General features: G+C 40.7%; 9 protein-coding genes. All 9 read left to right on the plus strand.

Annotation, left to right across the window (positions count from 1 at the left end):
* Window positions 1-32 precede the first annotated feature (32 nt).
* The 9 genes from BIZ36_RS12940 to BIZ36_RS12980 all read left to right on the plus strand — a co-directional run bounded on the left by BIZ36_RS12940 (window position 33) and on the right by BIZ36_RS12980 (window position 13194).
* Entirely contained in the window at window positions 33-848 is an 816-nt protein-coding gene (locus BIZ36_RS12940) for a hypothetical protein (protein ID WP_222937384.1), read from the plus strand.
* Between the two features lies 1 nt (window position 849).
* Entirely contained in the window at window positions 850-1968 is a 1119-nt protein-coding gene (locus tag BIZ36_RS12945) for a glycosyltransferase family 4 protein (RefSeq protein WP_187458328.1), read from the plus strand.
* A 67-nt stretch (window positions 1969-2035) separates the two neighbouring features.
* Window positions 2036-2818: a WecB/TagA/CpsF family glycosyltransferase gene (locus tag BIZ36_RS12950; protein ID WP_187458329.1), complete on the plus strand. Its 783-nt coding sequence runs from the start codon at window positions 2036-2038 to the stop codon at window positions 2816-2818.
* Window positions 2819-2877: 59 nt separating this feature from the next.
* Window positions 2878-5310, plus strand: coding sequence for a GumC family protein (locus tag BIZ36_RS12955; RefSeq protein WP_187458330.1), 2433 nt, complete (start codon window positions 2878-2880; stop codon window positions 5308-5310).
* Window positions 5311-5360: 50 nt separating this feature from the next.
* The gene (gene kefF, locus BIZ36_RS12960; protein ID WP_187458331.1) at window positions 5361-5951 is read left to right on the plus strand and encodes a glutathione-regulated potassium-efflux system oxidoreductase KefF; all 591 of its coding nucleotides are present in this window, start codon (window positions 5361-5363) and stop codon (window positions 5949-5951) included.
* A gap of 3 nt (window positions 5952-5954) precedes the next feature.
* Window positions 5955-7859, plus strand: a complete 1905-nt coding sequence (locus BIZ36_RS12965) for a monovalent cation:proton antiporter-2 (CPA2) family protein (protein ID WP_187458332.1) — start codon at window positions 5955-5957, stop codon at window positions 7857-7859.
* 292 nt (window positions 7860-8151) lie between these two features.
* Window positions 8152-8385, plus strand: coding sequence for a nuclear transport factor 2 family protein (locus BIZ36_RS21310; RefSeq protein WP_353616844.1), 234 nt, complete (start codon window positions 8152-8154; stop codon window positions 8383-8385).
* A gap of 262 nt (window positions 8386-8647) precedes the next feature.
* A complete protein-coding gene (locus BIZ36_RS12975; RefSeq protein ID WP_187458333.1) occupies window positions 8648-9595 on the plus strand; it encodes a FecR family protein in 948 nt (315 codons plus the stop codon).
* 86 nt (window positions 9596-9681) lie between these two features.
* Complete coding sequence (locus tag BIZ36_RS12980) at window positions 9682-13194, plus strand: SusC/RagA family TonB-linked outer membrane protein (protein ID WP_187458334.1); 3513 nt, start codon at window positions 9682-9684, stop codon at window positions 13192-13194.
* Window positions 13195-13200 lie beyond the last annotated feature (6 nt).

Raw genomic sequence — 13200 nt, forward strand, 5'->3', positions numbered from 1 at the left:
AAAAAACGCTGGAAGCTCTAAAATGTAATTTTATGGCTAAAGAGTCGGATCTTATTATTTTCTCGGATGGGGCCAAAAACGAATCGGATGCCAAAGAGGTTTCCGAAGTGAGAGCTTTTCTCTACACTATCAATGGTTTTAAATCAGTGGAAATATATGAATCCGTTAGCAATAAGGGCTTGGCTAATTCCATTATTGAGGGGGTTACTCAAATCATTGCTACGCATAACAAAGTGATTGTATTAGAAGATGATTTGGTTACGAGTCCTAATTTCTTGAATTTCATGAATGAAGCCTTGAATGAATTCGTCTCCAATAACCAGGTTCACTCCGTTTCCGGTTATACCATGCCTATTAACCCCCCAAAAGGGTACATATATGATTCCTATTTTACAAGAAGAGCATCGTCTTGGGGGTGGGCGACATGGAAGAATAGATGGGAAGAAGTAGATTGGCAGGTTAAGGTATACAACGGGTTTAAGGGAAATACTTCTTTAAGAAAAAAGTTTAACGCTATGGGTTCTGATTTATCTTCAATGTTAGATCAGCAAATGCAAGGAAAAATTAGTTCATGGGCCATCCGCTGGTGTTTTGATCAGTTCTTAAAAAATCAACTTACGGTATTTCCGGTGGTCTCAAAAATCTCGAATATTGGATTTGGAAGTGGGGCTACGCACACGAAATATAGCGATGACCGCTTTGCTACTATTTTAGATACGACTGAAAAAACCTACTTTAATTTTAATAAAAAGGTAGAACTGGAATATCATTTCATAAAACAATTTCGGTCCAAATATAGCTTACGTACAAGAGCTGTGTATAAAATAAAAAATCTATTGGGCGTCTAGTATGGTCAAAAAAAAAATCTTATTTATCCTCCACATTCCGCCACCTGTAAATGGAGCAGCTATAGTGGGGCAGAATATCATGAATAGTTCTATTATAAATAAGGAATTTGAAGCGGACTATATAAATTTGGCTACTTCTTTTCAATTAGATGAAATTGGCAAGGGTGGTTTAAACAAGCTTAAGGCAACTTTTAAGATAATCCGAAGGGTCTTCAAAGCTATTATGGAAAAAGACTATGACTTATGTTACCTTACATTAACCGCCAAAGGTGTGGGGCTCTATAAGGATTTCTTAGTAGTGGTACTTCTTAAAATGATGAATAAAAAAATTGTTTATCATTTTCATAATAAGGGTGTTTCGGAAAATAAGTCTAACAAAATACATGATTTTTTATATAGAATTACATTTAAGAACACCAAAAGTATTTTATTGTCACCATTACTTTATAAAGATGTAGAAAATTATGTGGCACGCGAGGATGCTTACTTCTGTGCAAATGGAGTAGAGGACATAGAAGATTCCCTCTTCAATAATACTAATGGCCTGAAAAAGGAAGCTTTATGTAAACTTCTCTTTTTGTCTAATATGATGGCAGAAAAGGGCGTATGGACACTTTTGCAAGCTTGTTCTATGTTAAAAGCTAAAGGACTAAGTTTTGAATGTCATTTTATTGGCGCTTGGAGCGATGTAACAGAAAAAGCTTTTACCCAAGAGGTGGAAAGGATGGATTTATTAACAGAAGTATTTGCACATGGCAAAAAATACGGTAAGGATAAAATTTCATTCTTTCAAGACGCTGGTATTTTCGTTTTTCCTACTTTTTATCATAATGAATGCTTTCCTTTAGTTCTCTTGGAAGCCATGCAATTTGGTAAACCTGTTGTGAGCACTACTGAAGGGGGTATTCCGGATATTGTCGAAAATGGTGTGACAGGCGTACTGGTTCCAAAAAGGGATGCCCAAAGTTTAGCCGAAGAACTTGAGTTTTTAATTCTAAATGCGGAGAGAAGGAGGGAGATGGGTAGGGCCGGACGGCTCAGATACGAAGAGAAATTTACCTTGAAAAAATTTGAGATTAATTTAAAAGAGATACTAAATGACGTTATAACATCAAATTAAGCCTCACCTTTTGGTACTTTTTAACTTAAATCCTTTTAATGTAACCCCTTAACATAAAAAAAGAGCTATGGAAGAAACATTCAAAACCACAAATTGTTTGGGTTATTCCCTTTTTAGTGATAATCTCAATGGTATTAATTTTCAGGATAAAATGTTAATTAGTACGGTTAATCAATACTCTTATTGCATAGCAGAAGAAGATGTCTCATTTAAACAAGCGCTACAAAACTCTGAAATTCTTTTACCTGATGGCATCGGAATGGTTTGGGCAGCTAGATTTTTGGAAAGGAAAAAAGTAAAGAAAATTGCAGGTGCAGATATTCATTCATTTTTGTTGAAGAAATTAGATGAGCAACATGGAAGTTGTTTCTACCTAGGAGCCTCTAATGCTACTCTTGAAATAATAAGAACAAAGGTTAATAAAAATTTTCCAAATGTTAGGGTTGGTAGTTATTCCCCACCTTATAAACCTGAATTTACTCAAGAAGATTCCAAGCTAATGATAAGTAAAGTAAACTCATTTGGTCCAGATGTTCTATTTGTGGGTATGACCGCACCCAAACAGGAGAAATGGAGCTACCAGTTTAAAAAAGAGTTGAACACAAAACTAATTTGTTCTATAGGAGCAGTATTTGATTTTTATGCAGGTACCGTAGAAAGACCTAGTAAAAAATGGAGGGATTTAGGTTTGGAATGGTTAGGTAGATTATTTAAGGAGCCCAAACGAATGTGGAAAAGATATGTTCTATATGGTTTTAAGTTTGGATTCATACTTTTAGCAGAAAAATTCAAGAACAACCGCTCAGTAAACAGTTCCTATTCTGGGACGTATGCCGAGGACAAAATGTAAGTTTAATACATGTCATGAATTCTTGATGTGTACCATATCATTAACAACCAAACAATACTATGACAAGCAAAAACAGTAACAATTTCTATGTTCGCGACAGAGAATTGCCAGACTTTAGAGAATTGTTGGACGGGTATTTAAAATATTGGCCCTGGTTTTTAATCAGTGTACTAATTACTCTCCTTATAGGATTTCTTTATTTAAGGTTTACAATACCCACATATGCGGCTACAACAAGTGTTATTATTGAAAATGAGGAAGGTAAGGGCCCTGGTGGCGATGCGTCCAACTTTGCGGATTTAGGTTTGTTAAAAGGTCTAAGTACTAGTAGTATTGAGAATGAATTGGGCCTTCTAAGGTCAAAAAGGTTAATGGTCAATGCGGTAAAGGCTTTACAGTTGAACGTATTATATTATGATCAAGAAGGGTTTCCTAAAAAAGATATTTATAAAGGAAGTCCATATTTATTAAGGGTAATCCGGATGGATGAATCTAAACTATCTCTAGCAACCAGGGATGAAAAAAATTACTTTAGTATTGACAGAATTGATGAGGATAATATCAGGCTAATTATGCCCGATGAAACTCAAAAAGAGTATAAAATAGGAGATGTAGTGCAGTTAGACTACATCGATTTTGCCATTGACACAAATGAGGAGTATAATTTTGAAGAGACAACGGAAAAAGAAGGTCCTATTGGGGTAGATATTGTCATTTATCCTATAGAAAGTATGGCTAGCAGATATCAGGGCAACTTAGGGGTGGAATTAGTAGATGAAAACTCAACGTTAATAAACGTTTCTACTGTTGATGAGGTTAAACAAAGAGCTGAAGATATCTTAAATCAACTAATTTTTGAATACAATCAAGAAGCAATTGAAGATAAGAACTTAATAGCAAGAAATACAGCTTATTTTATTGACGAAAGACTCAGTATCATAAATTCAGAATTGGATTCCGTTGAGTCCGGAAAAGAACAGTTCAAAGAGTCGAATAGATTAACGGACATACAGGCCGAATCTTCGCTCATTATTCAAAATGCAAGTGAATATGAAAAGAAACAGCAAGAAGTCAATACCCAATTGGAGTTGACGAATGCCATGATGGGTCATCTTAGATCGAATACCTCAAGTTTATTACCTACCAATTTAGGAATAGATGAATCTGGTACTGCTGCGTTGATAGATGAATTCAATAAATTGATACTCGAAAGAAATAAACTGCTAAATGGTGCCACAGACCGTAACCCTTTGGTGATTAGGTTGAATAATCAAATTAATCAAATAAAAAGTAATATACAGGCAAGTTTGGATCAAAGGAGGCTTAATTTAAGAATTGCTAGGGATAATTTGAATAGACAAGCTGGTATTTTAGGTTCTCAAATCTCCGAAGTACCGTCTCAAGAGAGGCAGTTCAGAGGGATAGAAAGACAACAAAATATAAAGGAAGCACTCTATCTATTCCTTTTGCAAAAAAGAGAAGAAAATTCCCTGGCCTTGGCCGTAACGGCGCCAAAAGCAAAATTAGTGGATAAAGCTTTTAGTTATGGAGCACCTGTATCCCCGAACAATAAAATTGTATTGGCCGTTTCCTTTCTAATGGGTCTTTTTTTTCCATTTGTAATAATAAATGCAAAAAATCTTCTTGATAATAAAATTAGAAGTCGAGAGGATATAAAAAAGATTTCAAGAGAATTGCCAATAGTTGCAGAAATACCCCAAGTTTCCTCAAGAGAAGCTAGTATGCTTTCAATAAATGAACGGTCAGTTTTAGCAGAGTCATTTAATATCCTTAGTGCTAATCTCAATTATGTTATGGGGGATGGTATTTCTGAGAATGTGGGGAAATGTATTTACGTTACTTCAACATCGCAGGGAGAAGGAAAAACCTTCTCTGTGGTAAATTTGGCGATGACATTAGTACGCTCTGGTAAAAGTGTGATAATTATAGGAGCAGATTTAAGAAATCCACAGCTACAAAGATATGAAAATGGTCAAGTTGGAGATAAAGGATTGAGCACATATTTAGCAGGTTCTCAAAAGCCGATAATTGACTTTATAGAGGATTCTAAATTGGATTCCAATTTGAAGGTGCTGCCTTCAGGTCCTGTTCCTCCAAATCCCACTCACTTACTTAGAAACCCATTGATGGGAGATATGTTTTATCAGTTAAAAGAAGTTTTTGACTACATAATTGTTGATACCGCACCTTCCATGATTCTGGCAGATACTTTTCTAATTAGTCAATATGCCGATATCACTTTGTATTTAATTAGGGCAGGAAAGACCAAAAGGAAGGCCATTGATTTTGCCCTAGAGTCTTATTCCGAGGGTAAATTAAAAAATCCGGTTTTCTTACTAAATGATGTAAAGTTGTCCAATGCAGGATATGGTCATAAATACGGCTATAAGTATGGTGTTCAGGATGATAACTCATTTATGAGTGACCTGACAGGCCGTATAAAATCTATTTTTAAGCGTCCTGGCGCATAGCCTTTATAGAAACATCTGATGGGATTCATGATTTTCCCCTAAATTTGGGCATGAATTCCATCTTGATTCTTTTCGCCCATCCGAAATTCGAGCAAAGCCGTACCAACAAGCGTTTGGTACAGCAACTAGACCAGCTCGAAGGGGTCACCTTTCACGATCTTTACGAAAGCTACCCCGATTTTCATATCAATATTTCTTATGAAAAAGAGCTGTTGGCCCGCCACGATATTGTAGTGTGGCACCATCCGCTCTATTGGTACAGTTGTCCGCCCTTGATGAAGCAGTGGATCGACCTGGTACTTGAATACAACTGGGCCTACGGCCCCGAAGGCAAGGCCCTGCAACAAAAAAAGTGCCTGAACGTGATCACCACCGGAGGGTCGCGCGAATTGTATTGTTCCGAAGGCAGCAACCACTATTCGGTGAACGAATTTTTACGTCCTTTTGAACAAACCGCCCGCCTTTGTAATATGGAATACCTACCGCCTTTTACCGTGATGGGTACGCACAAGCTCAGCGATGCAGAGCTGGACGACCAATGTGAGCAGTACGGCCAAATGCTGCGGTTTTTACAGGGCGACTGTTCACCCCAAGTGATGAAAGACTGTGCTATGTTGAACGACATCCCCCAAATCGGTTAAGCCATGAGCGGAAGTATCCTTTTTGAAGCCATTGTCTTTTTAGCCGGAGCCTTGATCTGCGTACCTCTCGCCAAGCGATTGGGACTCAGTAGTGTTTTGGGCTATCTGTTGGCCGGTATTTTAATCGGACCCTATGTGCTCGGTTTTGTAGGGGAAGACATTCTTCATTTTGCCGAATTTGGGGTAGTGATGATGCTTTTTTTGATTGGCCTGGAGATCGAACCCAAAAACTTCTGGAACATGCGAAAGACCATTTTGGGCATGGGCGGCGCCCAGGTATTGGGCAGTATGATCGTGGCTTTTTTATTGTTCTATTACCCCTTGGGCTTTTCCAATGAAGTGTCCCTCACCTTTTCCATGGCGGTAGCCCTGTCATCTACAGCCATTACCTTACAGACCCTCAAGGAGAAAGACTTATTTGAGACCACCTATGGGGCCTCGTCCTTTTCCATCCTGCTGTTTCAAGATATCATCGTCATCTTTATGCTGGGGATGCTTCCGCTGCTTTCCAACACAGAGGTGACCGAAGGCGAAATGGAAGGGCAGGCAGAACACGCGGCCAACCTTTTGGATAATCTGCCTTTGGGCCAGCAAACCTTGGCCATTATCATATCCGTCGCTCTCATTGTGGTGGCGGGCCGTTATTTATTTGTGCCCATGCTGCGAAAAATAGCAACGATCCGAGTTCGGGAATTACTGACCGCAGCGGCCCTATTAATCGTTTTCGGAATTTCTTTACTGATGGAACTGGTAGGCTTGAGTCCTGCCCTAGGTGCCTTTTTAGGGGGCGTCGTTTTAGCCACCAGCGAGTTCAAGCATGAGCTCGAAAGTACCTTGGAACCCTTTAAAGACCTTTTATTGGGACTTTTCTTTATCGCAGTGGGCGCTTCCATCAATTTTATCGTCATTAAAGAGAACCCTTGGGGCATCGGCGGCCTGTTGATGGCCATTATTGTCTTAAAGGCAGTCGTGCTCTACGGAGTAGGGACGCTTTTCAAGTTAAAAATGGACCAGCGGTTGTTACTGACGGTGGGCTTGGCACAGATCGGGGAATTCGCCTTTGTATTGTTATCCTTCGCCTTTCAGTTGGAAATTGTAAGTAGGGTGGAAATGGATACCATGTTGGTAGTGACCGCCCTGACCATGGCCCTGACGCCTATTTTGGCGATGCTGAACGAACGCTTAGTTTTACCGAGGGTGGGCACCAAGGAAACCGAAAAAAGGGCCATCGACCATATAGCCAAACAGCACAAAGTAATTTTGGTCGGTTTTGGGCATTTTGGAAGTACGGTAGGCCGTTTTTTACGGAGTCATGGTATTGAGGCGACCATTCTCGATTTTGATTCGAATCGGGTGGATTTTCTCCGGAAAATGGGCTTTGAAGTGCATTATGGGGATGCGACCCGCATGGATTTATTGGAATCTGCGGGAATTGCCGATGCCAAAATGCTGATCAGTGCCCTCGACCACCCCAGTACCACCCAGAAATTGGTGGAAATGGTGAAGAAGAAGTATCCTAATCTGGAATTGCTAGTACGTGCCAAAAATCGCTATGAGGCTTTTGATTTATTGGAATTGGGAGTCGACAATATTTATCGGGAGTCGCTCGATACTTCGGTGAAAATGGCCAGTGATGCTTTGAGCAAACTAGGATTCAGAAAATATACGCTGTACCGACAGGCGCAGAATTTTATCAAGTTGGATGAGGAAGGCCTACGGGAGCTCGCTAAAAATCGTCCCGAAGATGAAAAGGAATATATTTTTAAGGCAAGGGAAGCCATTGCCCAGCAGGAAAAAGTATTGGAACAAGATTGGAAACGTGGCATTTACCAAAATGATAACCATTGGGACAGTGAGCAAATGCGACTGGCCCGGGAAGCGGGGCGTAATAATTCCAATTTAAGTTAAGTATGGAGGTCTCGACTGCGCTCGACCTGACAAAATATTGAAGTTTTATAATTAGCCTTAAATAGCTGCACGACCTGACAGGGGTATAAATTAAGGTTTACCGTGGTCACCTCGAAAAGGAACATATTCAACTAGAATCATAAGACTGAATGAACTTAGAAGTCAACAAAGAAAATGCGATTGCCTTTTATAAAACGGCCTATTTGGGAAATCCCCGAGAAGCGGTGGAAAATATGTAGGGGAGGAGTACATTCAGCACAATCCCGATGTCGCTGACGGACTCGACGGGTTTATCGCCTACTTTGAACGGATGCATCGAGAATATCCGCAGAAGTCCATCGAATTTGTACGCTGTATTGCCCAGGCCGATTTAGTGGCGCTGCACACCCATCAAATTTGGCCCGATGACGACCAATATGTAACCATGGATTTCTTCCGCTTTGATGCCATGGGCAAGATCTGTGAACATTGGGACAGCATTCAGCAGATTCCTAAAACTTCGAAGAATCCGAATACGATGTATTGAGGGGCGTTCTTCCTCTGCCCAGAGCTTGATTTTGCAAATTCGCTCATCGCTCTAGCTATAAAGTACCGAGAACCGGATTTCACAATCCCAAAGGTTTTCGATACCCTATTTTCCTTTCCTGCTCACTTCGTTTGTTACCCTAGGGTTACCTGAACCCTGTCTTATGTTATCATAAGTTTAAATAGGCTGCAAAACCTCATTTCTTTTTACGTGTACTCCGGTTTATAGGTGTCTTGAGAATAGGACACCAAATATAAGTCTATTGAAAACCGAAGAATTTATACGCATACTTCAGAAGTATGAAAACGGCACTGCAAGCTTTAGGGAAAAACAACTGGTTGACTCTTATTTTGATAAGAAAACATTCCAAAACCCTAAAGTTCTTCCCGTTGATAGCGTAAAAGCAAAGAAGGACACGTTTGCCCAAATCGAAGCAAACTTGGGCAAGGAAAAAGAAACTAAATTTTCGAGGTATTGGGGTATCGCCATTGCAGCGAGTATTGTACTTTGTCTAGGCTTGTTCTTTGGCCTTTCCACTGATTCCAATGTGGAGCTACAAATAGTTGCCACTGCCTACGGCCAAAAAGAGCAAATTCTATTGCCGGATGGTACTTCTGTATATCTTAATTCCGGAAGTTCCCTACAGTACCCCAAAAACTTCACGGGCGATACAAGGGAAGTCTCTTTGACCGGGGAGGCTTTTTTTGATGTTCACAGAGATGAAAATCATCCGTTTATTATAGTTACTTCCGAGCTAAGGACCCAAGTTTTGGGGACTTCGTTCAATATCAATGCGTTTGCAGAAAATGATAGTATCTCCGTGAGCGTAGCAACGGGAAAAGTGATGGTTTTTGATAATTCACAAATGAAAGAGGTGCTCGTGCCCGGGCAGAAAGTTCAATATAACAAAAGCTCCAAAGCATATGTGCGAGGGCAAGCTCCGGTGGACCGGTTCACCGATTGGACAAGAAACATCATTCGATTTGATGATAGCAATCTATTGGAGGCTATTCCCATCTTGGAAAGATGGTTCAATATTTCCATTGAGCTTAATGATAGCAGTTTAGGGGAAAAACGAATTACAGGAACTTATAACAACCCCAATCTTTCAGAAACGCTGGAGAGTTTAAGTTTTCTGTTGGACTTGAAATTTGTTCAAGAATCCCCCACAAAATATATCGTAACCAACAGTAAGAATTCGCCTATGTAAAAAGAAAAAAAATGGCCCCTTCTACGCCAATAGAAAGGACCCCAAGATTTCACTAAAAGCCTGAAAAACTAATAGAAAACCTAAAAATGAAAGTAAAATTACTAAAAAAGAAAAGCATGTGGAAAACAAGCTGTTTTTTACTGCTGTCCATATGTCTAACATCTTTCGCCTTTGCAGGAGGAAAGACATCGTTTATTTCCGATGAAATAGAAATTACCTTACTAGAAAAGAATAAAACCTTGGTAGAACTCTTTGGTCATATGGAAGCTACCTCCCAAATAACTTTTGCATATAATCACGAAGTGGCTAATTATGCGGCCGTAGGCAGTGTAGATTTTAAGCAAGCTTCATTGGAGGAAGCTATGCACCAGATTTCCCAAATCTTCCCTATCAAATATAAAATCCTTGCCAAGACTGTTTCCGTTACCCTGAGAAAATCCCAAGAGAAAATCAAAGTCTCCGGAATTTTAAGAGATGTGGATGGGTACGCCCTAATGGGAGTAAGTGTCAAGGAAGTGGGGACACAAAACGGGGTCATCACCGATTTTGATGGAAAATTTACCATTGAGATGGAAAGAGGTAGTTCTTTGGAGTTTTCTTATATGGGAATGTTGCCCCAGACCATTCAAATCAACCAAAACCAGCCAAATCTGGTCGTGGTTTTGGAATCCAATGAGCAATTACTGGATGAGGTGGTTGTAATCGGTTATGGGAGCAAGAGCAAGGAGAAACTCATTGATGCCGTAGATAAGGTAGATGTTTCTGTGATTGAAAACAGACCCCTATCCAATGCGGCCAATGCGCTGCAAGGGGTGAGTCCAGGATTGAACATTACCCAGAGCAGTGGTAAACCGGGTGAATCCCCCAATTTAAATATCCGCGGTTTTACCTCTATCAATGGGGGTTCCCCATTGGTCATCGTAGATGGGGTAGAAGGAGATATCAACACCTTGAATCCTGCCGATATAGAGTCGGTTAGTGTCTTGAAAGATGCTGGGGCTTCGGCCATCTATGGTGCGAGAGGTGCTTTTGGGGTAGTGTTGGTTACCACAAAGAAAGCTAAGGAGGGTAGGATCAAAGTAAATGTAAGCCATAACACTGCTTTCAGTTCCCCCACTACACGAACCGATTTCTTGACCGATCCTTACGAATCTACCATGTTGGTAGATGAATCTTTTAGAACCGCTGTGGGGAGGTCCTATACCGGGTATACAGAGCAGGATTATGCCGCCCTTTTAGAGGTATCGCAGAATCCTTCTTTGGCAAGGGTGGTCACCGATAACCGTAATGGAAGGGAACAGTATGTTCACTATGGGGCGACGGACTGGTGGAATACTTTTTTCAGAAAAAATGCCCCATCCAATATCACCAACGTTTCTCTTTCCGGGGGATCAGAAAAAGTGAGAACCTTCTTTTCCTATAGAAATTACCACTCCACTGGAATCTTAAAAGTACAGGACGATATTTTTAAACAGTACAATCTTAGGGGAAAGCTTGAAGTAGATGCCAATGACTGGCTTACTTTTTCAAATAACATGCAATACAATAGTTCAAATGATTTGCAGCATGGCGGTAGCCAATACGGAAATTGGGACAACCCTTGGAGAAGTTTGGTTTGGGTGCATGGCTTACCGGCCTATATGCCAATTAACCCCGATGGCAATGCCTTATGGAGAACCGAATTAAACAATTATACGGTGGGTGATGGTGTTTTTGCCGCCCTACTACATGGAAAATCCAAGCAGGAAACGGTCAATCAGGAGTTTTCCAATATTGCGACAGCTGTCATAACCCCTTTTGAAGGTATGAAAGTAACGGCAAGTTACGCCCTAAGAAAGCAAACGTACAACCGCTTTCAACGTTCTACTAGAATTCCATACTCCATATTCGTTGGAGAAGTGGGAACCATGGGTGCTGATAGGTTACGTGAATCCAATACCCGTTCTACCTATGAAGCTTTTAATATCTATGGGGATTATCAAAAACAACTGGGCGACCATTTTGTAAGCGCCATGGTGGGTTTCAATCAAGAGTCTTTTGAAACCAAGAGTATTGAGGCCACGAAAATGAATAGTATAAGCGATGACCTCAACTCCTTGGGCTTGGCAACCTCCAATGCGGAAGCTACCGGTAGCGCCTCCGCTTGGGCATTGCAAGGTGTTTTTTACAGGGCTTCCTATGATTTCAAAAAGAAGTATCTGTTGGAAGTAAACGGTAGATACGATGGTTCTTCCCGTTTTCCATCCGACTACCGTTGGGGCTTTTTTCCTTCCGTTTCAGCGGGATGGGTGGTCTCCAACGAGGAGTTTATGACAAATTTGAACAGTGTAGAACAATTGAAACTAAGGGCTTCCTATGGTTCCCTTGGAAATCAGAATATAGCGGATTATGCCTATATACCTACGTTGAACAAAGATATAGACACCGGCTACGCCCTAGATGGTGCTACCTTGGATTATATAGAATCTCCAGGCCTCAACCCTAGAGAGATAACCTGGGAAGAGGTGAAAACCTTCAACCTTGGTACCGATTTGGCCCTATTCAAGAATCGGATCAACCTCAACTTTGATTGGTACCAACGTAATACGGAAGGCATGCTTACCCAAGGAGCCACGCTACCTGCCGTTTTGGGTACGGCTTCTCCACAAGAAAATGCCGCTGATCTACAAACCCGTGGTTTTGAAGTATCCTTAGGTTATTCGGATGCTTTTCAGCTAGGTAAGGATGATTTTCATTTTTCTATTGTTGGAACCCTGTCCAATTCCAAAACAAAAATTACCAGATTTGATAACCCCAATAATAGTTTATTGGACTACTACGAGGGAATGACCATTGGTGAACTTTGGGGCTACGACGTACAAGGACTGTTTACATCTGAAGAGGAGGTAGCAGCGCACGCCGATCAAACCCGGGTTTCCAACAGGATTGTAGCGGCAGGAGGCCTGCAGCCTGGAGATGTAAAGTATACGGATTTAGATGGCGATGGAGTTATAGGCGAAGGGGAAAATACCTTGGCCGATCCGGGAGACCGAAGGATTATTGGGAATACGGCACCACAATATCTCTACAGCTTTAAGGTAAATGCCGAATACAAGGGGTTTGATTTTTTAGCTTTCTTTCAAGGGGTGGGTAAGCAAGATTGGTACCCCCACAGAGATTCTAGGTTATTTTGGGCCATGTACAATAGACCTTATGATTCTTTTATACGAAAGGATTTGGCCAATAGTATTTGGTCTCCTGAAAACCCTGATGCTTATTTCCCTAGGCTGTTTGGATATATAGCTTTGTCTGAAAGTGATGCGTTAGGGGCGGCTAACAACAGGTACATTCAAGATGTTTCCTACTTGAGGTTAAAGAATATGACCGTGGGGTATACGTTGCCCACTGCGCTCACCACAAAATTGCCTTTTGATAGCCTTAGACTCTATTTTAGTGGCGAAAACTTGCTCACTTTTTCAAAGTTGACCGATTATATAGATCCAGAGGCGGCAAGCAATTCCGTGAACCTGAATATGCCTTCCACTTCTCCCAACAGAAGTACGGCACAGACCACTCCTTTTTCTAAAATATACTCCTTAGGTATTTCAATTCAATTTTAAAGACAA

The sequence above is a fragment of the Cytophaga sp. FL35 genome, assembly GCF_014349235.1.
Classification (GTDB): Bacteria; Bacteroidota; Bacteroidia; order Flavobacteriales; family Flavobacteriaceae; genus Euzebyella.

Excerpts from the sequence above, each read along its gene's own strand:
- BIZ36_RS12955 (WP_187458330.1), top strand. The coding sequence starts at position 2,878 with ATGACAAGCAAAAACAGTAACAATTTCTATGTTCGCGACAGAGAATTG.
- kefF (WP_187458331.1), top strand. The coding sequence starts at position 5,361 with ATGAATTCCATCTTGATTCTTTTCGCCCATCCGAAATTCGAGCAAAGC.
- BIZ36_RS12945 (WP_187458328.1), top strand. The coding sequence starts at position 850 with ATGGTCAAAAAAAAAATCTTATTTATCCTCCACATTCCGCCACCTGTA.
- BIZ36_RS12980 (WP_187458334.1), top strand. The coding sequence starts at position 9,682 with ATGAAAGTAAAATTACTAAAAAAGAAAAGCATGTGGAAAACAAGCTGT.
- BIZ36_RS12940 (WP_222937384.1), top strand. The coding sequence starts at position 33 with ATGGCTAAAGAGTCGGATCTTATTATTTTCTCGGATGGGGCCAAAAAC.
- BIZ36_RS12950 (WP_187458329.1), top strand. The coding sequence starts at position 2,036 with ATGGAAGAAACATTCAAAACCACAAATTGTTTGGGTTATTCCCTTTTT.
- BIZ36_RS12965 (WP_187458332.1), top strand. The coding sequence starts at position 5,955 with ATGAGCGGAAGTATCCTTTTTGAAGCCATTGTCTTTTTAGCCGGAGCC.